This window comes from Bradyrhizobium sp. USDA 4474, assembly GCF_054057515.1.
Map to the genome: position 1 here is coordinate 6,823,481 of NZ_JBSRZJ010000002.1, position 25,742 is coordinate 6,849,222.

Genomic DNA, 25,742 nt, shown 5'->3' on the forward strand with positions numbered 1-25,742 from the left:
ATGACCGAAGTTTTATTCTACCATCTGCAAAACATGACGGTTGAGAACGTGTTGCCGCCGCTTCTCGAGAAATCGCTCGAGCGCGGCTGGCGCGTCGTGGTGCAGTCGACGTCACCGGAGCGCGCCGATGCGCTCGACGCTCATCTGTGGACCTATCGCGACGATTCCTTTTTGCCGCACGCGACATGGCGCGTGAACGATGTGGCCGAGCAGCCGATCGTGCTGGCGGTCGAGGCGGACAATCCGAACGGCGCCAATGTTCGTTTCCTGGTCGACAACGCCGCGTTGCCCGAGGACACGGACCGCTACGAGCGCATGGTGCTGCTGTTCAACGGCGATGATCCGGACGCGCTTGCGGCCGCCCGCAGCACCTGGACGGATTGCAAGACGCGGGGATTTGAGGTCACCTATTGGCAGGCCGACGAACGGGGCCGGTGGCAGCGGCGGAATTAGCGGCCGCTCGCAATTAATGATAATTTGGACTTTCTCGGGCAGATTGGATTCGGCCACCTTCGTGCCGCAAAGTGATGTTGGTACAATTGCTTAGGGCTGCTCCTTCATGCGGGGACTTTAGTTTATCGTGCGACATCAAAAGCTTCCAAAGTCGCTCATCGTTGCGTTGACCGCTGTCGCGCCGCTGATCGCGGGCTGCTCGGGCGGAACCGATTTTCTGGCGTCTGCCAAAGACGCGGAGTGGTTCAACAAGCCGAGCCGCCTGTTCATCAAGAACATCTCGATCGAGTCGCCGCCGCTGACACCCGACAAGCCGGTGGGGCCTGAGGATCTCGTCAGCGCCGACGGTGCATGCCCGGGCATGGCACCGCCCGGTCCCGCCGATGCCAATGCGTCGACGGCGCCGGCGCCCGCCGGCGGCACGGTCGCGCTCGGCCACACCGAATGCGACGTGGTGCGCGGCATCGGCGCGCCCTCGAACGTCAACCTCTCCAGCGACGCCGCCGGCCGGCGCGTCGCGGTGGTCACCTGGACCACGGGTCCGCGCGCGGGCATCTACACCTTCACCTCGGGGCGCCTCTCCGCGATCGAGGGCACGCCGGAGCCGCCGGTCGTTGCGAAGCCGGTGAAGCCGAAGGCGAAGAAGAAAGCGGCGACGTAAGCGCTGTGCCCTGGTCTCGCAGGCGACATGACGGCGCTTTTGCGTGAATCTGATTTTCCTGCCCACCACGCGATCGGATGCGGATGTCCTGGTCGCCATTCGCATCGGGGCAATGCGCGAGAGCCTGGAGCGCGCTGGACGTTTTGATCCTCACCGCGCGCGGGATCGTTTCTTGACGTCCTTTGATCCGGCGTTCTGTCGCTTCATCGAAGCCTGTGGTGTCAGGGTGGGCTTTGTCTCGCTTCGCCCGCAGCAGGATCCCTGGCTCCTGGAGCATTTGTACATCGTGCCCGAGCATCAGGGAAAGGGCATCGGGGCAGCCGTGCTTCGGCAGATATTTGCCGATGCCGACGCGCACCGTGTCTCCATCCGCGTGGGTGCGTTGCGCGGCAGCGAATCGAACCGGTTCTATCAGCGACACGGCTTCCGGCAGGCGGACGAAGCCGAGTGGGACATCTATTATTTGCGCCCACCGGGCGCCCGGCCGGGTTAGCTTTCCAAAACTTCATCCGGTTGCGTGCTGGCCTTGATCCGGCGTCAGGTGGCTTTGCGTCCCTTGCAGGTCTGGTCACGTCGATCCGCGGCGCCTTTCCACGAGATCGGGAACGAAGAACTGCACGAGCGCCGTCACTGCGATACCGAAGGGGTTGGCGTCGTAGGGAAGGGCCATCGCCTCACGGATCGAAAGCTCAACCTGCTTTGCCGATATTTTCTGGCGCGGCCGGCGCAATCTGCACATCATGGCATTTTTGAAATGACTAACGCATGCCATACGCTTTCCCCTCTTGATCTCAGGAAGATATGCAACTATAAGTTGTAAAACAAAAGCAGTCAAGTCAGTGCTCGATGATCGCTAGGTGGCGAGCGTGATGAGACGGTCGGATTAATCTATCGCCGATGAGTTCGGCTTGGCTCTTGCTGGCGGCGTCACTCCGCCGAGACCGAGGACAGCCTCTAACCCGCCGCCTCGTCGGCCTGCGCGCTCGCCTCGAGCCATTGCTCCTCCGCACGTGCCAGCGCGTCGGCGGCATTGGCGCGCGCCTTTGACAGTTGCGCGGCCTGTTTGGGATCGCGCGTAAAGATGTCGGGCAGGGCGAGCGCGGCGTCGATCTTGGCGATGATATCGCTGACGCGTGCGATCTCGGTCTCCGCTTCCGCGATGCGCTTCCTCAGCGAGCCGCGATTGTCCGGCTTCGCACGCTGCGGCTTCTCGCTCGCCGCGCTGCGCTCCCGGGACGCAGGTTCGGCGTTGCGCGAGGACAGCACTAGGCGGCGATAGTCGTCGAGGTCGCCGTCGAAATTGGTCACGGTGCGGTCGGCGACGATCCAGAGCTGATCGGCGCAGGCCTCGATCAGATAACGGTCGTGCGAAACCATGATGATCGCGCCGGGAAACTCGTTGATCGCTTCGGCCAGCGCGGCGCGGCTGTCGATGTCGAGATGATTGGTCGGCTCGTCCAGGATGATCATGTTGGGGCCGAAGAAGGTCGCCAATCCCAACAGCAGCCGCGCCTTTTCGCCGCCCGAGAGTTTGCCGGCCTTGGTATCGGCCGCCTTGCCGGAGAAGCCGATCGCGCCGGCGCGGGCGCGCACCTTGGCCTCGGGCGCATCGCCCATCAGCTTGCGGATATGGTCGTAGGCGGAGGCGTCCTCGTTCAGCTCGTCGAGCTGATGCTGGGCGAAATAGGCGATCGACAGCTTGTCCGCGCGCGTCACCTTGCCGGAGAAGGGCGCAAGACGCGCGGCGAGCAGCTTGACGAGTGTCGATTTGCCGTTGCCGTTGGCACCCAACAACGCGATGCGATCGTCGTTGTCGATGCGCAAGGTGATGCGGTTCAGGACCGGCGAGGCCGGATCGTAGCCGACGGATGCGTTGTCGACGGCGATGATCGGCGGCGACAACAATTTTTCAGGCGCGGGAAAGGTGATCTCGCGCACATCCTCGGTCACCAGTGCCCTGATCGGCTTCAGCCGTTCCAGCATTTTGACCCGCGATTGGGCCTGGCGCGCTTTCGAGGCCTTGGCCTTGAAGCGGTCGACGAAGGCTTGCAGATGCGCGCGCTCGGCTTCCTGACGCTTGATCTGCTTGGCATCGAGCAGCTCGCGCGCGGCGCGCTGTTCCTCGAAGGAGGAGTAGGTGCCCTTGTAGAGCGTGAGCCTGCCACGCTCCAGATGCAGGATCTGGTCGACGGAGCTTTCCAGCAGGTCGCGATCGTGGCTGATCACGATCACGGTGCGCGGGTAATGGGCGAGGTGATCCTCGAGCCACAGCGTGCCTTCGAGGTCGAGATAGTTGGTGGGTTCGTCGAGCAGCAGGAGGTCGGGGGCTGCGAACAGGGTCGCCGCCAGCGCGACGCGCATGCGCCAGCCGCCGGAGAATTCGGCGCAGGGGCGCAACTGATCGGCTGCGGAAAAGCCGAGGCCGGAGAGAATGGCGGCGGCGCGGCTTGGGGCGGAATGCGCGTCGATGTCGACAAGCCGGGTCTGGATCTCCGCAATCCGGTGCGGGTCGGTCGCGCTTTCGGCTTCATGAAGCAGCGCGGCCCGTTCGAGGTCGGCCTTGAGCACGACCGAAATCAGGCTTTCGGGGCCGTTCGGTGCCTCCTGCGCCAGGCTGCCGACGCGCCAACGTGGCGGCAAGGTCACCGAGCCGTGTTCGGCCGCAAGCTCACCGCGGATCACCTTGAACAGCGTCGACTTGCCGGTGCCGTTGCGCCCGACCATCCCGACGCGCGAGCCCGGCGTGATCTGTACGGAGCTATTGTCGATCAGAAGGCGTCCGGCAAGGCGGATGGAGAGGTCGGTGATGGAGAGCATGCCGCCTTGTCACCGCAGGCGGGATCAAACGCAACCCGTTTTTCCGCGAGGCTCCTCAGTGGGAGTCGCGGTCGCGTTGCTTCAGCTCTTTGAGAAGCTGCTCGAGATGGGTCGGGAGTCGGGGTTCGGGACGAAGGCTCTGCTGGAGCCGCTCGCCCACGGCATCGCAAATCGAGCGGCTGGTGCGCCGGTCGATCTGTTCGCTGTCATTGGCAAAAAGGCCAGCCATCGCAAGGTTCCGTGAGTTGAAAGTAACGACACGTTACCAAGTCATTGGCCTCAAAATGGTTTCGCCTGTTGCCGGGACATCAGGCATTCTAGTAAAAATTGCATGAATTCATCGTGTCTGCTCAAATACAAGGCCCCGACGGGGGGAACGCCGGGGCCTCTCTTGGAAGGTACCGCAGGGGGGAACGGTACCTCTGAAATGTATTTGGGCAGGTGCTGTCGGGCTCAGTAGCAGCGGTTGATCAGCCGCCACCGGGGTCCCCAGGGGGTCGGGACAAGCCGGCGCACGTAGCAGCCGCCATAACCGTAAGCGACGGGAGCAACGTAAAAGCGCGGACCGCCCCAGCCCCAGCCGTGATGCCAGCCGCCGCCGTGCCAGCCCCAGCCGCCGCCATGCCAGTGAGCGGAGGCGGAGGTAGGCGCCAGCGCGGCACCCAGAGCGACCGCGGCGACTGCAGCGAGCGAAAGTTTCCTCAACATGGTGATCTCCTCAGAACTGCCGGCGCGGGGCTATCGCGTCGATGGAAAGGCCGCCGAAACTGTTTGCCTCGGGGGAAGGCTTCGGTTTCGATGGACCCGACGTTATGCCAGGGAGGCTGAACCAAACCCTGACAGAGCCTTCAGATTGGGTTCATCTGGGTGAAATCGCTGTAATCCGTGTTGGAGCCCGCGTCCTGACCCTGCCGCGGAGCCGCCGCCAGGCCATCCCGGCACTCGCTTGCCGGATTGCGAAGGCGCCGATATAAGCCCGGCAACTCCGAACCACCTTTTTCTCTTGAAGGACAAGACCATGGCCATCGAACGTACTTTCTCGATCATCAAGCCCGACGCCACCGCGCGTAACCTCACCGGCGCCGTGAATGCCGTGATCGAAAAGGCGGGCCTGCGCATCGTCGCGCAGAAGCGTATCCGCATGACCAAGGAACAGGCCGAGACGTTCTACGCCGTCCACAAGGCCCGTCCGTTCTTCGGCGAACTGGTCGAGTTCATGACCTCGGGCCCGGTCGTGGTCCAGGTCCTGGAAGGCGAGAACGCGATCGCCCGGTACCGCGATGCGATGGGCGCGACCGATCCGTCGAAGGCTGCCGAGGGCACCATCCGCAAGCTCTACGCCAAGTCGATCGGCGAGAATTCGGCCCACGGCTCGGACGCTCCGGAAACCGCCGCGATCGAGATCGCGCAGTTCTTCTCGGGCAACGAGATCGTCGGCTGACCGGCGCGCCTAGCCGGGGGCGGCTAGGCTGAACAAACCGGACGGGGGGCGAGGTGAGCGTACTTCAGGTCTTCGACCCCGACACTGTTGGGGCGTTCATCGGCCAGTTCCAGGCGGACCTGCAACGGCCCTCGTTCTGGTTCGCCGTCGGCAAGATCATCTGGATCAACGTGTTGTTGTCCGGTGACAACGCGCTTGTCATCGCGATGGCGTGCCGCGGCTTGCATGGCCGTCACCGGCTGTGGGGCATGGTGATTGGAGCCGGTATAGCGGTCGTCTTGCTGATCGCCTTTACCGGCATCGTTGCGACCCTGATGTCGCTGCCTTACCTCAAGCTGGTCGGCGGCGTCGCCTTGCTCCTGATTGCCGCAAAGCTTCTGGTGCCGGAAGACGAAAATGACGATGTCCAGGCCGGCACGACGCTGTGGCACGCGATCCGCATCGTCGTGATCGCCGACATCATCATGAGCCTCGACAATGTGATTGCCGTCGCAGCGGCCGCGAACGGCCAATTGTCGTTGCTCATCCTCGGCCTTGCCATTTCGATTCCCATGATCATCGCCGGAGCTGCGCTGATCATGATGATTCTCGATCGTTATCCGGTTCTGATCTGGCTCGGTGCCATGCTGCTTGGCTGGATCGCCGGCGACGTGATGGCGAGCGACCCCATCGACCAGGCGCCGCTGCATAGCCTGCTCGACGGCCACATCAGCATCGAGGGCACGATCGCAGTTCTCGGCGCCTCACGGTTCAACCTGGATGGCGATCTGCTCGACATCGCGGCCTCCGTACTCGGCGCCCTTGCCGTGCTGATCGTGGGAACTGCCTGGCGGCGGCGCAAGCTCGCGGGAATGCACGCGCAGAGCCCATCGCCTCGAACTGCCGAATAGCCGGCGCGGACTGGAAGCGCCGGATCATCCGTCGCTGGTTTCGCCGATTTCGCGACAAAACGTCACTCCAACGACCGCGTTGATTTGCGCTAACCGAGGCGCCGCGCAGCCCGCGCGAACGCCGGAGTGATCTCGTTGACGAATTCGTTCGATCCTGCAATCAGCGGTACCCTGCTTGCCGAGTTCGGAACCGAGATGAGGCACCCGCAATTCTGGGTGAATCTCTCGAAAATCATCTGGATCAACATCCTGTTGTCCGGCGACAACGCGCTCGTGATCGCGCTCGCATGTCGCGGTTTGAAGCCGCGGCAGCGATTGTGGGGCATGATCTTCGGCGCAGGCGCGGCGGTGCTGCTGCGCATCGTGTTCACCGGCATCGTCGCGAGCCTGATGGAGCTGCCATACCTCAAGCTGGTCGGTGGCCTTGCACTCGTCGTGATCGCGGCCAAGCTGCTCGTGCCGGAAAACGAGGACGAGGACGTCGCGTCTGCTGCGCACCTCTGGCAAGCCGTCCAGATCGTCGTGGTCGCCGACATCATCATGAGTCTCGACAACGTCATCGCCGTTGCCGCAGCCGCCAATGGCAGCGTTCCGTTGTTGATCCTTGGCCTCGCGATCAGCGTACCTTTGATCGTCGCCGGCGCGGCGCTGATCATGGCGCTGCTTGCGAAACTGCCGATCCTGGTCTGGGCCGGTGCAGCGCTGCTCGGCTGGATCGCGGGCGAGGTGATCGCGACCGATCCCGGCATCGAGCCGAAGCTGCATTCGCTGTTTGACGGGCGGCTCGGCGCCTTGCTGGACAAGGCGCTCGGCAACCTGTGGATTCCGCCGCAATTCGCCCATGGTGGCGATGGCGCCGAGTACGTTGTTGCGGCACTCGGTGTCGGCGTCGTGCTGCTGGTCGGTTCGATCTGGCGCCGTCGCAGCCTGAGCGCGGCCGCGGTCGAGCACGCAAAAGCCGCTGAATAAGGCTTAAGGTTTGAGCATGATCTCCGCGCAAACGCGTTCCGCGTTTCTCGGTACGGAAGACCGCTTCACACTTTTCCGGATCATGCCCTAGCGCCGCACGATGGAGCCCGATCGCCCGATCAAGCGCGCGAGCTGCTTGAAGCGGCTGCCGACGCGGTCGGCGACGAGGTCGCCGAGCCTGTGCTCGAACACCAACATCAGATTGCGTCCCCGGCTCCTGAAATGCGTGGCGGGCAGTACGCCCGGACGCGCCGCCGAGATCAGATGGGCCACACGGAATGCCGCACCTAACATGCGCGCGCGTTCGAGCAGGGCCGGCGTCAGCAGCTCCTGCATGGTCAGCGGCGGCTGGTTCTCTTCGCTGAGCCCGGCGTAACGGTAGAACACCGACAGTCCGACGAAGGCGCGCTCGCGGTGGTCGATCGCGCCGAAATTGGCGTTGACCACGAGGCTGAGCGTCTGCTCGCCGCGATGGTCGGGGTGGACGCGCCAGCCGATATCGGACAGCAGGCAGGCGGTGTGGCGAAGGCGGCGATCCTCCTCGGTCTCGCGCAGCTTCACGACGCGCGCGAGGCGATCGGTCCAGGCCATCAGCTCACGGGCGTGCTTCGCCGAGCGCGACAGCAGCTGGTTCAGCTCCTCGGCCGCGCAGATCAAGCCGTCCTTGTTGCGCTCGGTCTCCGGCAGCTTCTCGTGCAGCAGGCCCTCGCGGACGCCGAAGGTCGAGAACACAATGGTCTTCGGCTGCGCCACGCGGATAATGTGCTCGAGCACGAGCGCTGCGTAGGTGAGGAGAGGGCGCCGCGCATCCGCAACGACCTCGATGTCGGCGAGCATGTCGACGGCGGCGAGGCGTCGCAGCCGACGGGCAAAATCGAGCGCTTCGGGCGCGGGGATCGAATAGCCGTGCATCACCTGGAGCGGATAGCCACTCTGGATGATGTGAATGCGTGCAAGCGCGCGCCAGGTGCCGCCGACGGCGTAGAAAGTGCGGCCGCGGCCGGCGGTGAGCAGAGGTACCTCGTCGATCGCCTCGCGCACGATGCGGTCGGCGCGCTTGAGCGATTTATGCGCGAGGTCCTGGAGTGCGAGGCCACCGAGCGGCAGCGTCACGCCACTGCGCACGCCATTGCCGCGCACGTCGATCAGTTCGAGTGAACCACCGCCGAGATCGCCGACGATGCCGTCGGGGCGATGAATGCCCGACACCACGCCGAGCGCCGACAGCTTTGCTTCGCGCGGTCCCGACAGGATCTCGATCTTCACGGCGCAGATGCGCTCGGCTTTCGCGATGAAGTCGGGGCCGTTGGAGGCGTCGCGGCAGGCCGCGGTCGCAATCGCGAACACGCGGCCGACCTGCATCACGCGGCACAGGGCGCGGAAGCGCTTGAGCGAAGTCAGCGCCTTGTCGACGGCGTCGGGCGCAAGCAGGCCCGTGCTCTGCACCTCGCGCCCGAGGCCGCACAGCGTCTTCTCGTTGAAGATCGGAATCAGGCTCCGCGCCAGCGCCTCGTAGACGACGAGACGAACCGAATTGGAGCCGATGTCGATGACCGCGACGCTGGCGCCACGCTTGCGCGGCCGTTTCAAGGTAAAGTTCTCCGGTCAGGACGGATGGCGTTCGTTGCGGCGCGTAAGACGACGCGGCGAAGATTCCTTGAGCGACTTTCCACGGCCAGACAGACTCGGATTTGTCATGAAGTAGTTGTGCACGTTGAAAGGCTCCTCGCCCTTCGCGGCCTTCATACGCGTTGAGGACCCGTCCGGCAACAATTGCCAGCTCTGCTCATTGTCCTTCAGGTTCGCGACCATGATCTGTTCGAGAACCTGCTGGTGCACCGTGGGATTTTGCAGCGGACACAGCACCTCGACGCGGCGGTCGAGGTTGCGCGGCATCATGTCGGCCGACGAGATATACACAGCCGCTTTCGCACTCGGCAGGCCCTGGCCCATGCCGAAGCAGTAGATTCGGCCGTGTTCCAGGAAGCGTCCGATGATCGATTTGACGCGGATGTTTTCCGACAGGCCGGGGATACCGGGTCTGAGGCAGCAGATGCCGCGCACCACAAGCTCGACCTGGACGCCGGCCTGGGAGGCCTCGTAGAGCGCGTCGATGATGTCGGGGTCGACAAGCGCATTCATCTTCATCCAGACCGCGCCGGGCTTGCCGTGACGCGCGTGCTCGGTCTCGCCCTGGATGTGCTCGATGATGCGCTTGCGCAAGGTCAGCGGCGACACCGCCATCCTTTCCAGATCGCTCGGCGCGGCGTAGCCCGTGATGAAGTTAAACACGCGCGCGGCGTCGCGGCCGATGGTCGGCTCCGAGGTGAAGTAGGAGAGATCCGTATAAATGCGTGCGGTGACCGGATGATAATTGCCGGTGCCGGTGTGGACGTAAGTGGTGAGGCTGCCGCCCTCGCGGCGTACCACCATCGAGAGCTTGGCGTGCGTCTTCAGCTCGAGGAAGCCGTAGACGACCTGCACGCCGGCGCGTTCGAGATCGCGCGCCCATCGGATGTTGGCCTCTTCGTCGAAGCGCGCCTTCAGCTCGATCAGCGCGGTGACGGATTTGCCGGCTTCGGCAGCCTCCGCGAGCGTGCGGACGATCGGGGAATTGTTGGAGGTGCGGTAGAGCGTCTGCTTGATCGCGACCACATCAGGATCGCGGGCGGCCTGCTGCAGGAACTGCACCACCACGTCGAACGACTCGTACGGGTGATGGACGATCAGATCCTTCTGCCTGATGGCAGCGAAGATGTCGCCGCCATGCTCGCGCACGCGCTCGGGGTGGCGCGGCACGTAAGGGGTGAATTCGAGGTCGGGCCGGTCGAGACGCGTCAGCTGCGAAAGTTCGTTCATGGCGAGCACGCCGTCGACCAGGAACACCTCGTCGTCGGCCGCCGACAACGCGTGCTGGACGAAGTTGCGCAGCTCCTCCGGCATCTTGGCGTCGATCTCGAGGCGGATCACCGATCCACGGCGGCGGCGCTTCAGCGCGGTCTCGAACAGGCGGACGAGGTCTTCGGCCTCTTCCTCGATTTCGAGCTCGGAGTCGCGGATGATGCGGAAGGCGCCCTGGCCGTGGAGGCTGTAGCCGGGGAACAGACGGTTGATGAACAGTCCGGTGGCCTGCTCCAGCGAGATCAGGCGGACCTTGCCTTCGGCCGGCAGGCGGATGAAGCGGTCGATCTTGCCGGGCATGCGGATCAGCGCGTTCATCTGCTTGCCGTCGGCCTCGCGGGTGAGCTGGAGCGCGATGGTGAAGCCGAGGCTCGGGATGAATGGGAAGGGGTGGGCCGGATCGATCGCCAATGGCGTCAGCAGCGGGAAGACGTTGTTGAGGAAATAGTCCTCGAGCCAGGTCCGCTCGGCCTTGGTGACCTCCTTGCCGTCGACCAGCACGATGCCGACATCGGCCAGCGTGCCGCGCAGGTCGCGCCAGATCGCCTGCTGATCGCTGGCAAGTTGCGAGACCGTGCGGTTGATCAGCGCGAGTTGCTCGGACGGAGTCAGGCCGTCCGGGGCACGCTCGGCAATGCCCTCGCGGACCTGCGCCTTGATACCGGCGACGCGGACCATGAAAAACTCGTCGAGGTTATTCGCCGAAATCGACAGGAATCGCACCCGCTCCAGCATAGGGTGGCTGGGATTGACCGACTCCTCGAGGACGCGGCGGTTGAAATGCAGCCAAGACAGCTCGCGGTTGATGAATCGCTCAGGGCTCGAGGCGATCGCCGGCAGGCGCTCGGCCTCCGTGGCTTTCTCTTTCGTTTCAACAGCTTGCGCGGAATCCATAAGAAGTCGGTCCATCTCGTTCGCCCCACATTGCGACTTGTGCGCAAATCCGGCCGGAGCATGTGTTACTGCGATGACGTTTCGATGACATTGATGTTCCGCCGCCGCGCCGCGTCAAGCGGGCCCAAGGGGGGGGCCAAGCGGGTCCGAGAGGAGACCAAGAGGAGGCCTAAGACGCGCCCTTGCGGTCAGCCGTCGCGGAGCAGCTCGGCAGCGAGCGCCCGGGTGACGGGCCGGCCCAGCCGCAGCGCCTCGCCGTCGAGCAGCTCCACGGCGCGCCGGGCGGCGGCCGAGGATCGCTCCAGCCGGGTGGCGAGGTAACTGACGACGCTTTCGTCCACGCTGAGCTGGCGATCGGCGCAGAATTTGACGATCAGGCCGCGGAACAGCTGGTCGTCCGGCGACCGCAGCGAAATCACCGGAATTGTCCGAAAGCGGGAGCGCAGGTCGCGGAGCTCGACCGCTATCGCCGCCGGCGTCTCGCGCCCGGTGAACAGCACATAAGCGCCATCCTCGCGGGCGAGATTCATCAGATGGAAGAGGGCGCGTTCGTCAAAATCACCGGCTTTCAGATCCTCGACCACCAGCGCGCCGGTCGCGAGCGCTCCGGGGACGGCTGGGGCGCTCAGCGCGCTGGCCGTGGTCGAGCGGGCACCTGATAGCTCGGCCCAGATCGTGGCCAGATGGCTCTTGCCTGCACCTTCGGGACCGGCGAGCCACATGGTCCGGTTTGGCCATTCCGGCCAGCCGTCGATCAGAGCGACTGCGGCGGCGTTAGCGGGACCTTCGAGAAAATTGTCCCGGCTGAGGCTTTCCGCATGCGGAAGCGAGAACGCCAATTGTCGGGGATGAACGCGGCCTGCCACGCTTGCTTTGCTCCGTGCCGGCGTGCCGGCGTTGTCTGAAACATTCGACTTATTCGATCGGGAGTTGGCCTTTTGCGGGGCCGCCTGCCGTCTCATTTGGCCTCGATCGTACTCATGTGCCGCAGCCACTCGACGAGATAGAGCGACACCGAAGAGAGCGTGAACAGCGTGACGAAGCCCATCAGGATCACGTCATAGGGCGCCGGTCCGAAGCCGAAGGCAAGCGCAGCCAGTACCAAGGCCGCGTAGGAGACCTGTGCGGCTGTGTTTAGCTTGGATACTTTCGACGGCCGCATCTCGACCGGCTTGTCGAACAGCCAGGATACGATCACGGCCGTGACGATCATGATGTCGCGGGAGACCACCAGGATCACGATCCAGCGCGGGATGTCGCCCCGGATCCCCAGCGACAGGTAGATCGACACCAGCAGCGCCTTGTCGGCCAGGGGATCGAGCAGGGCACCGAGCTCGCTCGCCATGTTGAAGCGCTTGGCCAGGAAACCGTCCACGGCATCGCTGATCCCCGCGATCAGGAAGACGGCGAACGCCACCTCCATTTGGCTCGACACGATGGCCCAGACGATGATCGGGACCAGCATGATGCGGCCCAGGGTAATGATGTTCGGAATACTCACACGGCGCTTCCCGGCACCCGACCTGTCCTCGAATCGGCCTCTTAGAGGCTGAACCGGTTGATATCTCTACATAGTATAGGGCGGGGCGCCACGCTTGCCATTGCGCGTCCCCGGAATTCGACGTAACCAGCCGCAAACCCACTGGAAATCGGGCATGACCGACCGCAAAAACGGCCTCACTTACGCCGATTCAGGCGTCGATATCGACGCGGGCAATCGCCTCGTCGACCTGATCAAGCCGATGGTGCGTGCCACCGCACGGCCGGGCGCCGATGCCGAGATCGGTGGATTCGGCGGCCTGTTCGACCTCAAGGCGGCCGGCTTCAAGGATCCCGTCCTGGTCGCCGCCACCGACGGCGTCGGCACCAAGGTCAAGATTGCCATCGAAACGGGCTTGCACGGCGGGATCGGCATCGACCTTGTCGCCATGAGCGTCAACGACCTCGTGGTGCAGGGCGCCGAGCCGCTGTTCTTCCTCGACTATTTCGCCTGCGGCAAGCTCGACCCGGAGGCCACGGCTGCGATCGTCGCCGGCGTCGCCGAGGGGTGTCGGGAATCCGGCTGTGCCCTGATCGGCGGCGAGACCGCCGAGATGCCGGGCCTCTACAAGGACGGGGACTACGACCTTGGCGGCTTTGCCGTCGGTGCCGCCGAGCGCGGCACGCTGCTGCCGCGCAGGGACATTGCGGCGGGCGATGCCGTGATCGGTCTGGCCTCGTCGGGTGTCCACTCCAACGGCTTCTCGCTGGTGCGCAAGATCGTGGAACAGTCCGGGCTCGGTTTCGAGGCGCAGGCGCCGTTCGCACCTGTCATGACGCTCGGCGGCGCGCTGCTGACGCCGACGCGGCTCTACGTCAAGTCCTGCCTGCGCGCGATCCGCGAGACCGGTGCGGTGAAGGGCCTCGCCCATATCACCGGCGGCGGCTTCACCGACAACATTCCGCGCGTATTGCCTGGTCATCTCGGTGTCGGCATCGATCTGGCGCGCCTGCCGGTGCTGCCGGTGTTCAAATGGCTGGCGGCACAAGCCGGGATCGCCGAACTCGAAATGCTGCGTACCTTCAACTGCGGCATCGGCATGATCGCGATCGTCGAGCCTGACAAGGTCGACGAGGTGGTGCGGGTCTTCACTGATGCCGGTGAGACCGTGGCGCAGCTCGGCACCGTGATCCCGGCCGAGGGCGAGCACCGCGTCGTCTATAACGGCCATCTCGATATGGCGCTGTGATGAAGCGCCGCGTCGCCATTCTGATCTCCGGCCGCGGTTCCAACATGGCCGCGCTGATCAAGGCCGCGGCTGCTGCGGATTTTCCGGCGGAGATCTCCCTCGTCATCTCGAACAAGGCCAATGCGCTCGGCCTCGAACGGGCCAAGGCGGCCGGCACGAAAACGCTGGTGATCGAGAGCAAGCCGTTCGGCAAGGATCGCGCCGGCTTCGAGGCGGTGCTCCAGGCGGCGCTGGATCAGCACGGCATCGAGCTGATTTGTCTCGGTGGTTTCATGCGCCTGTTCACCGCCGAGTTCACCAAGGCCTGGTATGGGCGGATGCTCAACATCCATCCTTCGCTGTTGCCGTCTTTTCCGGGTCTCGATCCGCACGGCCAGGCCTTGCGCGCCGGCGTCAAATTATCAGGCGCGACGGTGCACTTCGTGATTCCCGAGACCGATGCGGGTCCGATCGTGATGCAGGGCGCGGTCCCCGTCAGCGATCACGACACGGCTGAAACGCTGTCCGAGCGCATTCTGGAAATCGAGCATCGCATCTATCCCGCGGCGCTGAGCCTGCTTGCGACCGGCAAGGTCAAGATCGAGGGCGATGTCTGCAGGACGGCGGGCAGCGCGGCGTCGGAGAATTTCCTGATTGCGCCGGCGGTGCACTGAACCGCGGTGCCCTTTCGTTGGCCAGAAGCAAAATCCCCCGGCAGAGCCGGGGGCAACGTCATGATCTCTCGCGCGTGGCTTTGAGAGAAATCAGGAGACCTTGAGGTTCTCCGCGGACGATTTGCCGCGGTTCTCCACGAGGTCGTATTCAACCACCTGGTTCTCATTCAGGGTCGAGAGTCCGGCACGCTCGACGGCCGAGATGTGGACGAACACGTCCTTGTCGCTGCCGTTCGGCTTGATGAACCCGTAACCCTTGGTCGGGTTGAACCATTTGACGGTGCCCTTTTGTGGCATCGTTAGTCTCCTCCGCTAGATACTAAAAAGACGCGGCCGCTTTTCGCGTGCCACGTCACAAACGGGCTTCCGGAAGTCTGTTCGAGTCTCATCGTCGCGAAACGCACAGCCGAGCGGCCAATTCCGATTGTGTAAGGTATTCCAACACGAAAATCGCGCGCTAGCAAGCCGCGCGCAAACTTCAAGACCGCACTGGAGACATCCCGCTGCAATTTGCGACCTGTGGCAGCGGAACCACATCTTGAGGAATCACCCCGGCAAAGCACGAGGATCGGTTGACCCCTCGTGGCAGTTCAGCACAAATCGTCGCACCTGCTCGCCGTATCTGTTGCATTTTTGCGGGCCGCCATTTTGCTTCGGGAATAGTCGTCATGTGCTGCACTGAGCAGCCCCAAGGGACACGGCAGACGATCGGGCTGGACCGTGTCCGCCGGATCGTGACGGCGATCGCCATGACACTCGCCGCCGTCGGCATGATACCAGCGACGGCGGCATTCGCGCAGACCCCGACGCCGACTTCCTCTCCGACACCCACGCCGACGCCCACCCCGACACCGTCGCCTTCACCGTCGCCGTCGCCGATCCCGACCCCGACATCGACCAATGCCAACCAGTCGGCCGGCAATACCACGCTCAATCTGGGTTCGAATTTTCTCGAACGGCTGGGCAACCAGGCCTCGAGCGGCATCAACCGGGCTTCGCGCACCAATCCTGGCGGCGGTGGTGCGTCGGAAGCTGCAGACGATCCGCGCTACCGCACCTGGTACGAGGGTTACGGCATTTCGGTCCGCACTGATCCGCAGGGTGATTTCGTCGGTGACAAGCGCACCACGTTCGGCGGCGTCGCCGGCTTCGGTGCGAGGGTCGCGCCAGGCATCAATCTGGGCTTCTCCGTCGACCAGAGCCACACCGACATCGACGTGCCGCTCGCGCTTCAGTCGGCGACACTCGACCTGACGCAGATCGGTTTCAGCGGTTCGATCGACAAGGGACCATGGACCTGGGCCTTCGCGTTGGTGCACGGTTTCGGCAAGGTGCATTCCGGCCGCGATACCGGCTTCGGCCTTGCCGTCGCGGGCTATCACGCCGCGGTCGACGGTGCGCTCACCGAGATCAACTACTACTGGACCAAGGATCAGATGCGCATCGTGCCCAAGGGTGCGCTCGAATATGTGCGCGCCACCAGTGCGGCGTTCCAGGAGGCCGGAGGGCTTGATCCACTCAACGTCGGCGCGAGCGCGATCTCGCGCGCGCGCGTCATGTTCGGCGCCGAGGTCGGGCGTTACTTTATCTTCGACCGAAAAATCCTCGACCTCTCCGCCTACGGCAAGTTCGTGGACAATTTTTACCAGGATCTCGGCTCGGTGCAGGTCAGCCTCGGGACCCAGAACATCATCGTTCCCGGCATCGGCGAGGGCCGTTACGGCATGGACGCCGGCGCCTCGGCGTCGCTTAGCCTGACCAACACCGCGCGGCTGTATGTCAATTATGACGGTAAGTTTCGCAACGAGCTGACCTCGCACCAGGGCACCGTCGGCTTCGAATATCGGTGGTGAAGGGACCGCTCCCTTCCACTCACGTTGGCGTCGCCGCAACGTATCCAGACAATCCAAAGCCCTCGCGTGCAGCCGTCATCATCGGCACCAATGCGTTCGGATGAATGAATTCGTCCCGGAAGCAGGGATAGGTTTTGGGATCGAAAATCTTCTTCAGCCAGTCAACCACGATCTTATGCCGCTCGGAGGCGCGGAACTCCTTGTGATAGGTCAGCCAGAGGTCGGCATGATGGCTGACGCCGAGGTCGACGGCGACGAGCGGTGCACCGAGCGCGATCGACGCCGTCGGCAGGAAGCCGATGCCGGCACCGCGCTCGACCGCATAGAGCACGCCGACGGAAGAGTTGGTCTTGATCCCGACGATCCCTTCCAGGGTCAATCCGAGGATGCGGGCATAAGCGCCGTCGTCGACCTGTGGCGCGTTCTGCTTGACGATGCGATGGTTGGGCAATTCGGCGAGCGTCGCCGGCACGCCGTAGAGATCTGCATAGCTCCTGGCGACGAAGGGATAGATGTGAAGACGGCCGAGCTTGGCGACGATGAGGTCGGGATTGATCGGCGGCTCGAGCTGGATCGCAATGTCCGACTCCAGTCGCGCGACATCCGCTTGCTCCATTGCACAGCGCAGGTCGACGGTGATCTTGCGATAGGTTTTCTGGAAATCGATCAGCCGCGGCAGGATCCAGAAGTTGCCGGGGCCCTCCGTCACCGCGACGCGCACCGTGCCCGAGGTGTCGTCGGACGAACGCGATGCGCGGCGAAAGACATTAAAAGCGTGGTGCTCCATAAGCGCGACGTCGGCGATCATCGCGGTGCCTTCGTCGCTGAGCGTGAGCCCGCTCTGGTCGCGCAGGAAAAGCTTGCAACCGATGCTCTCTTCGAGCCGGTCCATCCTGCGCATCAATGTGGTAGAGGTCAGCCCGAGCTCTTCGGCGGCGTTTCGGAAACTTTTAAATTTCGCGCAGGCTAAAAACAGTTTCAAATCGTCCCAGGACGCATTTAGCGCGTCTTCATGGTGCTGCATCATTGCAGCACCCCGGTGCAATAGTTGCTGCATACTCCTGATCTCCAGCCGCTAAGCTCGTCCCCATAGCAGCGCGTAGAACCGCCTGAACGATAGAGGGATGGCTTGGCTATGGAAAGGGGCTCGTTGACCGCGAGGCATGATTTCGACTCCTTGCCTCTGAGTCCAGACGTCGATGTCCGTTGCGCGCAGTCGGGGGAAATCGCCGCGCTCGCGGAGATGGCGCACCGGCTGGTGCCGGGCGTGCAGATCGGCGCGGTCGATCTTGCGAAATATTTTGCTTTCGATCCCCAGAGCATCCTGACATTCACTCGGAAGGGCAATCTGCTCGGCGGCATGGCATTCCTGTTTCTCAATGACCGCGGGCACGATGCATTGTTGCTCGACGATATCTGCCTGACAGCACCCGAGAGACGCTATCTCGCCTCCGCGAATGACGACGTCGCAGCGATTTACATCTGGGCGATCGCAGCGACGGGGCGCGGCATCGCCGGCCTTGGCAGGGCTGCGGCGCATCTGCGTGAGGTAAGATTCCGCGAGGCGGATTGCTATGCGCAGCCGTCAACCGTGGCCGGACGCGAGCTCATGAGGGCGACCGGATTCGAACCCATTTCGAGCTTCCAGCCCGACCTCTGGCGATACGAGCGCCCTTGGCATCGGCGGCCGATCCGCACACCGGGGGCAGTTTTTCAAGCAAGGAGTTTCGCAGATGCACGGCACTAGGATTCCCCTCGTCAAGCCCGACTCCCGCGCCATCACCATCCGCCTTGCGCGCGATCCCACCGACCTCATGCTGGTCACGGCCATTCGCTCCGCGGTCTATCTCGCCGAGCAGGATTGTCCGTTCGAGGAGGAGTTCGATGGCAACGACATGGTCGCCGCGCATTTCATCGGCTACATCGGCAACGAGCCGGCCGGTTGTCTGCGGGTAAGGTTCTTCGGCGATTTCGCCAAGGTGGAGCGGCTCGCGGTGCGGCACCAATATCGCCGCTCGCGCATCTCGTTCAAACTGGTGCAGGCCAGCGTCGACTATGTGAAGCGCAAGGGGTTCCGCAAGATCTACGGCCAGGCGCAGGACCGGCTGGTGGATTTCTGGGCCCATTTCGGCGCCAAGCCGCTCGGCCACAACCGTAAGATCACTTTCTCGGATTTCTCCTACACGGAGATGCTGCTGGAGCTCGAGCCGGGGCCGGACGCCATCACGCTGGACAGCGATCCCTATGTGATCATCCGCCCCGAGGGCGACTGGGACCGTCCGGGCGTGCTCGACGCCTCGGCGGGGCGGGCAGTGACGTCGCCCCTGCGGGACCTCGCTCTCGCCGATCGCCGAAACTGATGCAGGTCTGCGCAAGACAATGCCGGTCTCTCACGACAATCCGCTGGTCCTGGTCTTCGCGGACCTCCAGGTGGAATATCTGATCCCGGGGCGCCGCCACGTCATTCTCGACGGCGACGCCGCAATCATGCGCTGCCTGGCGTTGCTGGCGTTGTGGCGGAGCAATCTCTGGCCAGTGATGCATTTGAAACGCATCGCGGAGGCGGCGTGGTTCAATCCGTCATCCAGGCTGACCGATTGGATTGCGGAAGCCAAGCCTCGGCCCGGCGAGATGACGTTCGAGCACGCGTTGCCATCGGCTTACAGCTCCTCGCGCTTCGCCGATCATATGTCCAATGTCCGCAATGTGCGCTGCGTGCTGACCGGCTTTTCCCTCGACGAGACTATCCTGGCCACCGTCGTCGAGGGGTTTCATCGCAGCCACCGCTATCAGGTGATCACCGATGCCGTGGCCTGCCGGGAGCCGGGCACGGGCGAGGCGGCCGCCTACAAACAGTCGGTGGTGAATGTCATCGCCAACTTTGCTACACTCCAGTCCAGCGCCGAACTGATCAGGACCAGCGGTGCCGTCGCGGTTTAGGCAGACGCGATCGGCGGATGGATGGGGTGGGACATTGTCTCAGAAGGACGAGCTCAAGGAGCTGGCGAGCGACCTCTCGCGTGCCGTCGAGAGGGCGCGCCGGGTTGGTCTGCCCACGACCGTCTATCTGCTGTCCATGGCGCTGGTCGAGGTGAGGGAAGCCGCAGCCGAAGCGGACGGGAATAGCGACGGGCCGGCCTGAGCGCTGTGTCATATGCGGCGTTGTGCATCGCTGCCGCGCGCTTGCTGCCGACGAATTGGCGTTGCAAGTTTCGGCACATCGCAATAGCCAAGTAACCCGACAAATCAGGCGAACGATGCCGGCCGCGCCGGCCAGGTGATGACGTAAGGGATCCCGCAAATGTCCATGCTGCCGAATTCGCAAGAAGCCCGGGATGTGGCCTATCAGCTCCACGCCTATACCAATGCGCGCGCCCATCAGCAGGCCGGTCCGCTGGTGATCGAGCGCGGTGAGGGGCCATACGTGTTCGACGCGTCGGGCAAGCGCTATTTCGAGGCGATGGCAGGCCTGTGGAGTGTCGGGCTCGGCTTCAACGAGAAGCGGTTGGTCGAGGCCGCGCACAAGCAGATGCAGGCGCTGCCGTTCTATCACACGTTCTCGGCCAAATCGCACGGCCCCTCGATCGACCTCGCCGAGAAGCTGGTGTCGCTCGCGCCGGTGCAGATGAGCAAGGTGTTCTTCACCAATTCAGGCTCGGAGGCGAACGACACCGTTCTGAAGCTGATCGCCTATCGGTCGAATTCGCTGGGTCAGCCTCAGCGCAAGAAGATCATCAGCCGTATGCGCGCCTATCACGGCGTCACCATTGCATCTGCCAGCCTCACGGGCCTGCCCAACAATCACCGCTCGTTCGACCTGCCGCTGCCGAACATCCTGCACACGGGCTCGCCGCATTTCTACAAGGACGGTGCGCCCGGCGAGAGCGAGGAAGCTTTTGCGACGCGCCGCGCCGAAGAGCTCGACACCCTGATCCAGAAGGAAGGACCTGAAACCATCGCGGCCTTCTTCGGCGAGCCGGTGATGGGCGCGGGCGGCGTCATCGTGCCGCCGGCGACCTATTGGGACAAGATCCAGAAAGTGCTGAGCAAGTACGACATCCTGCTGATCGCCGACGAGGTGATCTGCGGTTTCGGCCGTACCGGCAAGATGTTCGGCTGCGAAACCTACGGCATCAAGCCCGATGTGATCGTGGTCTCCAAGCAGATCACGTCGAGCTACTTCCCGCTGTCGGCGATCATCATGAACGATCGCATGTTCGAGCCGATCGCCGACGAGAGCAACAAGATCGGCGTGTTAGGCCACGGCTTCACAGCGGGCGGCCATCCGGTCGGCTCGGCGATCGCGCTGGAAAATCTCAAGATCATCGAGGAGCGCGGTCTGGTCGCGCATGCGGCCGAGCTCGGCGCCTATATGCAGGGCCGCTTGCGCGAGCTCACGAGCCATCCGCTGGTCGGCGAGGTCCGGGGCGTCGGCATGATCGCAGCGCTCGAGCTCGTGCTCGACAAGGGCCGCAAGACCGCTGCCGCCACGCCCGGCGCCGTCGGCGGCATGGCGAGCCGCGTGCTGCAGGAACGCGGTGTGATCGCTCGCAACATGCTCGACGCCATCGCCATCTGCCCGCCGCTGATTAGCACCAAGACACAGATCGATGAACTCGTGGCGGCGATCACTGGCGTGCTCGATGACATGAAGCCGGAAGTGGCGAAGCTGCCGCAGGCGTAGGGGCTCGTTCTCTCCTCGTCGTCGCGAGGAGCCCTCGCGACGAAGCAATCCAGCCTGCCACTCGGAAAGACTCCGGTTGCGGACGCTTACGCGCGCTGAACCCCGATCACGCGGCCCTTCTCGATCGCGAGCGCCAGCTCGCCGCGCTTGAGCTTCAGCGCGGCATCGCCGAACAGCTCGCGGCGCCAGCCGCGCAACGCGGGGACGTCGGCTTCGTCGTCGGCCGCGATCTCCTCGAGGTCGTCGACGGTGGCGATCACCTTGCTGGCGACGGCATGGCGCTCGGCGGTCATGCGCAGCAGCACCTTCAACAGCTCGACGATCGCCGCGCCGTTGTTGTTGCTGCGTGGCTTCTCCAGCTTGGGCAGCGTCGACAAATCTCGCGCCAGCCCGCGCTGGACCGCCGCAACGATGTCCGCGCCCCATTTGGATTTCTCAAAGCCCTTCGGCACCGAGCGCAGATGGGCGAGCTTCTCGATCGTGTTCGGCGCGTGGGTCGCGATATCGCTGACGGCCTCATCGCGCAGCACTCGGCCACGCGGCACGTCCCGGCTTTGCGCTTCCTGCTCGCGCCAGGCGGCGACTTCCATCAGCACCGCGAGGTCCTTCGGCTTGCGCACCCGGGTCTTCAGCCGTTCCCAGGCCCGCTCGGGGTGGAAGTCGTAGGTCTTGGGCGAGGTCAGAACCTCCATCTCGATGGAGACCCATTCGCTGCGGCGGCGCTTCCTGAGGTCGGCGTCGAGCGCTGCGAACACGTCGCGCAGGTGCGTGACGTCCGAGACGGCGTAGTGCATCTGCTCCTTGGTCAGCGGCCGGCGCGACCAGTCGGTGAAGCGGTGGGTCTTGTCGGGGCGATGGCCGGTGACTTTTTCGACCAGCGCGTCATAGGCGATGCTGTCGCCATAGCCGAGCACCATGGCCGCGACCTGGGTGTCGAACACCGGATGCGGGATGATGTTGGCCTGGTGCCAGATGATCTCGATGTCCTGGCGCGCGGCGTGAAACACCTTCAGTACGCCCTCATTGGCCATCAGCTCGAAGAACGGCTTGAGGTCGATGCCCTCGGCCAGCGTGTCGATGACGATCGCTTCCTCGGGGCTGGCCATCTGCACCACGCACAGCAGCGGGTAGTAGGTGGTCTCGCGCAGGAACTCGGTATCGACTGTTATGACGGGGTGCTTGGCCAGCCGGCTGCAGGCAGCCGCGAGGTCAGCGGTGGTGGTAATCAAATCCATGAACGGCCCATGACACTTGGTATCAGCCGTTCTGCCGAAAGCGCTGTGATGTCAAGGGGCTCTAAGCGAATTCGAGCCTTGCATTTGGACCGGAATCGCCGTTTCCGACGGAAATCCTATTCGTAGCGGATGCGCTGAGAGGACTTGCGGGCGCAGGGGAGTGCCACCACGAGCACGCACATGGCCACCAATGCCAGACCCAGGAACTCGAAAACCAGCAAATCCACGACGGAATCTCCAGAAAGGTCGTTAGACTTGTCGGCTGTCCGTTGAGGGTCTGTTAATTCTCGTGGTTACCGGCGGCGGGCCGGGCGGGATGGTGGACGGGGGGTTAATGGTGGAACCGTCCAAACCGAATTCGGCGCCCCGCAGAACGGAGCGCCGATGTTCGATTGCCGTTGCATTCGGCCTTACGGCAGCTTCAGCGACGTCTCGGCGTTGTATGGCTTGAGCGTCTCATCCGCTGCCTTCTGGGCGGCGACCAGGGCCTCCTTCGGCTGCTTCTTGCCGTTGAGGACCAGCATCACCTCGTCCTCCAGGTTTTTGCGCACCGGGACGGTCTTGTAGGTCGCAAACCACGGTTTTGCGACGTCGAGCTGCTCGACAGCGGTCTTGGCGTCGGGGTTCTTGTTGAGGAAGTCGACCATGTCAGGCGTCTTGTAGGCGGCCATGTTGGGCGCGAAATAGCCGGTGGCGCGGCTCCACCAGGCGCTCTTTTCGGGCGAGGTCATCCACTTGATCAGGGTCCAGGCGGCCTTCTGCTTGTCGGCTTCGACGCCTGCCGGAATGATCAATGAGGCGCCGCCGATCGGCACTGCGTTTCGGACGTTGCGCGGGATGAAGGCGACCTTATAGTTGAACTTGGCGTTCTCGCGCACATAGGTCAGTGAGCCCGTCGACAGCATCATCATCGCGGCATTGCCCGCGATGAAGGAGGTGCTGACGGCAGGTCCCGGCGTGGCGCCGGGCGGGTGGACCTTGTATTTGCTGACGAGATCGCTCCACCAGGTCAGCGCGCCCAGCATCGAGGGTGTGTCGTAATAGACCTCGCCGCCGAACTCCTCGTTGTAGTACCGCCCGCCATTGCTCATAGTGAGCGTTTCCATCATCCAGCCGCAATAGTCATAGGCGCAGGGGATCGCGATGCCCCATTGGGTCACCTTGTCGCCGTCGCGTTTGGTGAGCTTCTTGGCCCAGTCGGTGAGCTCGGCCCAGGTCTGCGGCGGCTTGCTCGGATCGAGGCCGGCTTCCTTGGCCTTGTCGGCATTGATGTAGAGCAGCGGCGTCGAATTCTGGAACGGGACGCCATAGACCGAGCGGTTGATCACCGCGTTGCCGCTCAGCGCAGGGTAGAACTGGCCGAGGAACTGGCCCTTGCTGCTGCCGTCGGCGGCGATCAGGCTGTCGAGATTGGTGAGCTCGTTCTCGATCTGCATGTCGAGCAGGAAGTTCGCCGACATGATCACCGCGGCCGGCGGCTTGCCGGCCTTGATCGAGGCGCGCGTCTTGATCAGCGTATCGTCGTAGGAGCCGGTGTAGACGGCGGTCGCCTTGATGTCGGGGTGACCGTCGTTGAACTCTTTGATCAACGTGCTCATGTCGCGGGCGAGCTTGCCGTCGACCGGCACGGGGAAGAACAGCTCGATCTCGGTCGGGCCTTCGCCGGCGAGGGCCGGAAAGGCGAGGGCGCCCGCCATGGCAAGGCCGAGCATGAGCCTGCGGGAGAACAGCATCGACAAATCTCCTATTTGATGCCTGAGGTGACGAAAGAACTGATGAAGCGCTTCTGGAAGATCAGGAAGGTGATGAGCAGCGGCGCGATCACCATCAAGGTGCCGGCGGCGATGGTGCCCCAGGCCTGCGTGCCCTCCGCCGTCGCGGTGAAGACGGACAGGCCAACCGTGAGCGGCCGCTTGTCCGGCGAGTTGATCACCATCAGCGGCCACAGAAAGTCGTTCCAGTGGCTGGTGACCGAGATGATGGCGAACGCCGAGAAGCTCGGCAGCGACAGCGGCACATAGATGTGACGGATGCGCTGGATCAGACTGGCGCCGTCGATCAGGGCGGCGTCCTCGAGCTCGGCCGGAATCGCTTCGAACGCCTGGCGCATCAGGAAGGTCCCGAAGGCGGAGGCGAAGAACGGCATCATGACGCCGGCGAGCGTGTCATAGAGACCGAGCTGCGCGACGAGCCGCAGGTTCGGCACGATCAGCAGCACCGGCACCAGCATCAGCTGCATCAGGAACAGATAGAAGATCAGCGTCTTGCCGGCGAAGTCGAGCCGCGCAAAGGCGAACCCCGCGAGCGTGATCGTGACGAACTGCACCAAGAGGATGCCGGAGCAGATGATCGTGGTGTTGAGGAAGTAGCGCGGGAAATCGCCGATCTCCCAGGCATCCCTGACATTGTCGAGCGTGGGTTTCAGGCTCGGCACCAACTCGGCCATCAGATTGATGCCGTCGGCGGCCGGACGCAGCGTCGCCACGCCCATCCACAGGAACGGGATCAACCAGGCAAACGCGAGCAGCACGGTCAGCGCGAAGCCGAGCTTCGGCGTGATCTCGTTTCGCGTGGCGAGCGGGGCGTCCTTGTAGAGCTTGTCGATCAGCTTCATGCGCCGCCCTCCCGGTTCGCCATGGTCCGGAAGGACAGCGCGGTGAGGGCCATCAGGGCGGCGAGCGTCAGCAGCGTTGCCGCCGAGGCCGTGCCGATGTCGTAATGCTCGACCGCCTGCTGGTAGATGTAGAACAGCACAAGATTGGTGGCATTCGACGGGCCGCCCTTGGTCATGACGAAAACGTGGTCGACCTGCGTCACCGCGTTCAGCGTCGCGATCACGATGACGAACAGGAAGGTGGGCTTGAGCTCGGGCAGGATGATGTAGCGCAGCCGCATCAAGGGACCGGCGCCGTCGAGATGCGCGGCTTCCATCACGTCCTCAGGCACGGCCTGGAGGCCGGCCAGGAAGAACAGCATGTAATAGCCGGCGTTCTTCCAGATGGTGATGACCATAATCGCGTAGAGCGCGACGTCGGGGTCGCCGAGCCAGTTCGGCAGCACCGGCAGCAGGCGGCCGATGTAGTAGTCGAGCAGGCCGACATTGGGCAGGAAGATGAACAGGAACAGCGCCGATGCCGCGACCATTGGGATCAGCACCGGCAGGAACAGCGCAGCGCGCAGCGCGCTGGTCAGGGCATTGGTGCGCGCCAGCGCCAGCGCGAACAGCAGCGCAAGGCCGATGCTCGGAATCGCGGTGCCGACGGCATAGATGAGGTTGTTGACGACGGCTCCGGTGAAGGCGGGGTCGGCCAGCACTGCGGCGATGTTGTCGAGGCCCACAAAGCGAAGCGGCGCCTTCGGCGTGGCGCGCTGATAGAGCGCATCGATCAGCACGCGCCCCATCGCGCCATAGGTGAACAGGGCAAGGAAAATCAGGGAAGGCAGCAGCAGCAGATAGGCCGGCAGCGAGGCTTTGAAGCGGGCGGTGAACCGCGTCACGATGTGCAGGCGCGGCGGCGCCGATGCCGCGACCGGGAGAGCCGCGGGTTCAGCCAGGCTCATG

The 25,742-nt window shown here is 63.8% G+C and carries 28 protein-coding genes; 14 read left to right on the top strand and 14 right to left on the bottom strand.

Annotated features, from left to right (window positions below):
• From ACVW16_RS33635 to ACVW16_RS33645, 3 genes are all read left to right on the top strand, one after another.
• Positions 1–453: a DNA polymerase III subunit chi gene (locus ACVW16_RS33635; RefSeq protein ID WP_456734942.1), complete on the top strand. Its 453-nt coding sequence runs from the start codon at positions 1–3 to the stop codon at positions 451–453.
• Between the two features lie 166 nt (positions 454–619).
• Complete coding sequence (locus ACVW16_RS33640) at positions 620–1,114, top strand: hypothetical protein (protein ID WP_456705262.1); 495 nt, start codon at positions 620–622, stop codon at positions 1,112–1,114.
• A 43-nt stretch (positions 1,115–1,157) separates the two neighbouring features.
• Positions 1,158–1,607, top strand: a complete 450-nt coding sequence (locus ACVW16_RS33645) for a GNAT family N-acetyltransferase (protein ID WP_456734943.1) — start codon at positions 1,158–1,160, stop codon at positions 1,605–1,607.
• A 75-nt stretch (positions 1,608–1,682) separates the two neighbouring features.
• Here the strand turns inward: ACVW16_RS33645 and ACVW16_RS33650 are convergent, their stop codons facing one another.
• From ACVW16_RS33650 to ACVW16_RS33665, 4 genes are all read right to left on the bottom strand, one after another.
• Positions 1,683–1,949, bottom strand: coding sequence for a hypothetical protein (locus tag ACVW16_RS33650; protein WP_456734944.1), 267 nt, complete (start codon positions 1,947–1,949; stop codon positions 1,683–1,685).
• 119 nt (positions 1,950–2,068) lie between these two features.
• Positions 2,069–3,931 carry an ABC-F family ATP-binding cassette domain-containing protein gene (locus tag ACVW16_RS33655; protein ID WP_456734945.1) on the bottom strand — a complete coding sequence of 621 codons (1,863 nt, stop codon included), beginning with the start codon at positions 3,929–3,931 and terminating at the stop codon, positions 2,069–2,071.
• A 55-nt stretch (positions 3,932–3,986) separates the two neighbouring features.
• Positions 3,987–4,160, bottom strand: coding sequence for a hypothetical protein (locus tag ACVW16_RS33660; RefSeq protein WP_456703258.1), 174 nt, complete (start codon positions 4,158–4,160; stop codon positions 3,987–3,989).
• A 224-nt stretch (positions 4,161–4,384) separates the two neighbouring features.
• The gene (locus ACVW16_RS33665) at positions 4,385–4,639 is read right to left on the bottom strand and encodes a sulfur globule protein precursor (protein WP_456703259.1); all 255 of its coding nucleotides are present in this window, start codon (positions 4,637–4,639) and stop codon (positions 4,385–4,387) included.
• 310 nt (positions 4,640–4,949) lie between these two features.
• Here ACVW16_RS33665 and ndk point away from each other — a divergent pair, with 310 nt between their 5' ends.
• The 3 genes from ndk to ACVW16_RS33680 all read left to right on the top strand — a co-directional run bounded on the left by ndk (position 4,950) and on the right by ACVW16_RS33680 (position 7,231).
• Positions 4,950–5,372 carry a nucleoside-diphosphate kinase gene (ndk, locus tag ACVW16_RS33670; RefSeq protein WP_092234736.1) on the top strand — a complete coding sequence of 141 codons (423 nt, stop codon included), beginning with the start codon at positions 4,950–4,952 and terminating at the stop codon, positions 5,370–5,372.
• A 53-nt stretch (positions 5,373–5,425) separates the two neighbouring features.
• Positions 5,426–6,262 (top strand): TerC family protein, encoded by an 837-nt coding sequence (locus tag ACVW16_RS33675; RefSeq protein ID WP_456703260.1) that lies wholly within the window; start codon positions 5,426–5,428, stop codon positions 6,260–6,262.
• Positions 6,263–6,457: 195 nt separating this feature from the next.
• Positions 6,458–7,231, top strand: a complete 774-nt coding sequence (locus ACVW16_RS33680; protein ID WP_456738161.1) for a TerC family protein — start codon at positions 6,458–6,460, stop codon at positions 7,229–7,231.
• An 87-nt stretch (positions 7,232–7,318) separates the two neighbouring features.
• On the opposite strand, the gene ppx is transcribed toward ACVW16_RS33680, so the two are convergent.
• The 4 genes from ppx to ACVW16_RS33700 form a co-directional block, all read right to left on the bottom strand.
• A complete protein-coding gene (ppx, locus tag ACVW16_RS33685; RefSeq protein ID WP_456734946.1) occupies positions 7,319–8,821 on the bottom strand; it encodes an exopolyphosphatase in 1,503 nt (500 codons plus the stop codon).
• Between the two features lie 15 nt (positions 8,822–8,836).
• Positions 8,837–11,026: an RNA degradosome polyphosphate kinase gene (locus ACVW16_RS33690; protein WP_456738162.1), complete on the bottom strand. Its 2,190-nt coding sequence runs from the start codon at positions 11,024–11,026 to the stop codon at positions 8,837–8,839.
• A 188-nt stretch (positions 11,027–11,214) separates the two neighbouring features.
• Positions 11,215–11,892: a chromosomal replication initiator DnaA gene (locus ACVW16_RS33695; protein WP_456734947.1), complete on the bottom strand. Its 678-nt coding sequence runs from the start codon at positions 11,890–11,892 to the stop codon at positions 11,215–11,217.
• Positions 11,893–11,984: 92 nt separating this feature from the next.
• Positions 11,985–12,527, bottom strand: coding sequence for a CDP-alcohol phosphatidyltransferase family protein (locus ACVW16_RS33700; protein ID WP_456703263.1), 543 nt, complete (start codon positions 12,525–12,527; stop codon positions 11,985–11,987).
• A gap of 154 nt (positions 12,528–12,681) precedes the next feature.
• On the opposite strand from ACVW16_RS33700, the gene purM reads away from it, so the two are divergent.
• Together purM and purN are read left to right on the top strand one after the other, a co-directional pair.
• A complete protein-coding gene (gene purM / locus ACVW16_RS33705) occupies positions 12,682–13,755 on the top strand; it encodes a phosphoribosylformylglycinamidine cyclo-ligase (RefSeq protein ID WP_456703264.1) in 1,074 nt (357 codons plus the stop codon).
• Positions 13,755–14,408, top strand: a complete 654-nt coding sequence (gene purN / locus ACVW16_RS33710) for a phosphoribosylglycinamide formyltransferase (protein WP_456703265.1) — start codon at positions 13,755–13,757, stop codon at positions 14,406–14,408. The genes purM and purN overlap by 1 nt, the downstream gene beginning before the upstream one ends.
• A gap of 90 nt (positions 14,409–14,498) precedes the next feature.
• Here purN and ACVW16_RS33715 read toward each other — a convergent pair whose 3' ends face one another.
• Positions 14,499–14,705, bottom strand: a complete 207-nt coding sequence (locus ACVW16_RS33715) for a cold-shock protein (RefSeq protein WP_008129967.1) — start codon at positions 14,703–14,705, stop codon at positions 14,499–14,501.
• A gap of 371 nt (positions 14,706–15,076) precedes the next feature.
• Here ACVW16_RS33715 and ACVW16_RS33720 point away from each other — a divergent pair, with 371 nt between their 5' ends.
• Complete coding sequence (locus ACVW16_RS33720) at positions 15,077–16,261, top strand: autotransporter outer membrane beta-barrel domain-containing protein (RefSeq protein WP_456734948.1); 1,185 nt, start codon at positions 15,077–15,079, stop codon at positions 16,259–16,261.
• Positions 16,262–16,280: 19 nt separating this feature from the next.
• On the opposite strand, the gene ACVW16_RS33725 is transcribed toward ACVW16_RS33720, so the two are convergent.
• A complete protein-coding gene (locus tag ACVW16_RS33725; protein ID WP_456703267.1) occupies positions 16,281–17,318 on the bottom strand; it encodes a LysR family transcriptional regulator in 1,038 nt (345 codons plus the stop codon).
• Between the two features lie 78 nt (positions 17,319–17,396).
• On the opposite strand from ACVW16_RS33725, the gene ACVW16_RS33730 reads away from it, so the two are divergent.
• From ACVW16_RS33730 to ACVW16_RS33750, 5 genes are all read left to right on the top strand, one after another.
• Positions 17,397–18,008: a hypothetical protein gene (locus tag ACVW16_RS33730; RefSeq protein ID WP_456705265.1), complete on the top strand. Its 612-nt coding sequence runs from the start codon at positions 17,397–17,399 to the stop codon at positions 18,006–18,008.
• Positions 17,995–18,621: a GNAT family N-acetyltransferase gene (locus ACVW16_RS33735; RefSeq protein WP_456703268.1), complete on the top strand. Its 627-nt coding sequence runs from the start codon at positions 17,995–17,997 to the stop codon at positions 18,619–18,621. Before ACVW16_RS33730 ends, ACVW16_RS33735 begins: the two co-directional genes overlap by 14 nt.
• A gap of 19 nt (positions 18,622–18,640) precedes the next feature.
• Entirely contained in the window at positions 18,641–19,201 is a 561-nt protein-coding gene (locus tag ACVW16_RS33740) for a cysteine hydrolase family protein (RefSeq protein ID WP_456703269.1), read from the top strand.
• A gap of 34 nt (positions 19,202–19,235) precedes the next feature.
• The gene (locus tag ACVW16_RS33745) at positions 19,236–19,403 is read left to right on the top strand and encodes a hypothetical protein (protein ID WP_456703270.1); all 168 of its coding nucleotides are present in this window, start codon (positions 19,236–19,238) and stop codon (positions 19,401–19,403) included.
• A gap of 159 nt (positions 19,404–19,562) precedes the next feature.
• Positions 19,563–20,945: an aspartate aminotransferase family protein gene (locus ACVW16_RS33750; protein ID WP_456734949.1), complete on the top strand. Its 1,383-nt coding sequence runs from the start codon at positions 19,563–19,565 to the stop codon at positions 20,943–20,945.
• A gap of 86 nt (positions 20,946–21,031) precedes the next feature.
• Here ACVW16_RS33750 and rnd read toward each other — a convergent pair whose 3' ends face one another.
• The 4 genes from rnd to ACVW16_RS33770 form a co-directional block, all read right to left on the bottom strand.
• Positions 21,032–22,180 (bottom strand): ribonuclease D, encoded by a 1,149-nt coding sequence (rnd, locus tag ACVW16_RS33755; RefSeq protein WP_456734950.1) that lies wholly within the window; start codon positions 22,178–22,180, stop codon positions 21,032–21,034.
• A gap of 410 nt (positions 22,181–22,590) precedes the next feature.
• The gene (locus ACVW16_RS33760) at positions 22,591–23,913 is read right to left on the bottom strand and encodes an ABC transporter substrate-binding protein (RefSeq protein WP_456734951.1); all 1,323 of its coding nucleotides are present in this window, start codon (positions 23,911–23,913) and stop codon (positions 22,591–22,593) included.
• Between the two features lie 11 nt (positions 23,914–23,924).
• Positions 23,925–24,794 (bottom strand): carbohydrate ABC transporter permease, encoded by an 870-nt coding sequence (locus ACVW16_RS33765; protein ID WP_456734952.1) that lies wholly within the window; start codon positions 24,792–24,794, stop codon positions 23,925–23,927.
• Positions 24,791–25,741 carry a carbohydrate ABC transporter permease gene (locus ACVW16_RS33770; RefSeq protein WP_456734953.1) on the bottom strand — a complete coding sequence of 317 codons (951 nt, stop codon included), beginning with the start codon at positions 25,739–25,741 and terminating at the stop codon, positions 24,791–24,793. Before ACVW16_RS33770 ends, ACVW16_RS33765 begins: the two co-directional genes overlap by 4 nt.
• Position 25,742 lies beyond the last annotated feature (1 nt).

Coding starts and splice junctions, on each gene's coding strand:
- ACVW16_RS33635 (WP_456734942.1), top strand. CDS start 1: ATGACCGAAGTTTTATTCTACCATCTGCAAAACATGACGGTTGAGAAC.
- ACVW16_RS33655 (WP_456734945.1), bottom strand. CDS start 3,931: ATGCTCTCCATCACCGACCTCTCCATCCGCCTTGCCGGACGCCTTCTG.
- ACVW16_RS33660 (WP_456703258.1), bottom strand. CDS start 4,160: ATGGCTGGCCTTTTTGCCAATGACAGCGAACAGATCGACCGGCGCACC.
- ACVW16_RS33665 (WP_456703259.1), bottom strand. CDS start 4,639: ATGTTGAGGAAACTTTCGCTCGCTGCAGTCGCCGCGGTCGCTCTGGGT.
- ndk (WP_092234736.1), top strand. CDS start 4,950: ATGGCCATCGAACGTACTTTCTCGATCATCAAGCCCGACGCCACCGCG.
- ACVW16_RS33680 (WP_456738161.1), top strand. CDS start 6,458: ATGAGGCACCCGCAATTCTGGGTGAATCTCTCGAAAATCATCTGGATC.
- ACVW16_RS33690 (WP_456738162.1), bottom strand. CDS start 11,026: ATGGATTCCGCGCAAGCTGTTGAAACGAAAGAGAAAGCCACGGAGGCC.
- purM (WP_456703264.1), top strand. CDS start 12,682: ATGACCGACCGCAAAAACGGCCTCACTTACGCCGATTCAGGCGTCGAT.
- purN (WP_456703265.1), top strand. CDS start 13,755: ATGAAGCGCCGCGTCGCCATTCTGATCTCCGGCCGCGGTTCCAACATG.
- ACVW16_RS33715 (WP_008129967.1), bottom strand. CDS start 14,705: ATGCCACAAAAGGGCACCGTCAAATGGTTCAACCCGACCAAGGGTTAC.
- ACVW16_RS33720 (WP_456734948.1), top strand. CDS start 15,077: ATGTGCTGCACTGAGCAGCCCCAAGGGACACGGCAGACGATCGGGCTG.
- ACVW16_RS33725 (WP_456703267.1), bottom strand. CDS start 17,318: ATGCAGCAACTATTGCACCGGGGTGCTGCAATGATGCAGCACCATGAA.
- ACVW16_RS33730 (WP_456705265.1), top strand. CDS start 17,397: ATGGAAAGGGGCTCGTTGACCGCGAGGCATGATTTCGACTCCTTGCCT.
- ACVW16_RS33735 (WP_456703268.1), top strand. CDS start 17,995: ATGCACGGCACTAGGATTCCCCTCGTCAAGCCCGACTCCCGCGCCATC.
- ACVW16_RS33740 (WP_456703269.1), top strand. CDS start 18,641: ATGCCGGTCTCTCACGACAATCCGCTGGTCCTGGTCTTCGCGGACCTC.
- ACVW16_RS33750 (WP_456734949.1), top strand. CDS start 19,563: ATGTCCATGCTGCCGAATTCGCAAGAAGCCCGGGATGTGGCCTATCAG.
- rnd (WP_456734950.1), bottom strand. CDS start 22,180: ATGGATTTGATTACCACCACCGCTGACCTCGCGGCTGCCTGCAGCCGG.
- ACVW16_RS33760 (WP_456734951.1), bottom strand. CDS start 23,913: ATGCTGTTCTCCCGCAGGCTCATGCTCGGCCTTGCCATGGCGGGCGCC.
- ACVW16_RS33765 (WP_456734952.1), bottom strand. CDS start 24,794: ATGAAGCTGATCGACAAGCTCTACAAGGACGCCCCGCTCGCCACGCGA.
- ACVW16_RS33770 (WP_456734953.1), bottom strand. CDS start 25,741: ATGAGCCTGGCTGAACCCGCGGCTCTCCCGGTCGCGGCATCGGCGCCG.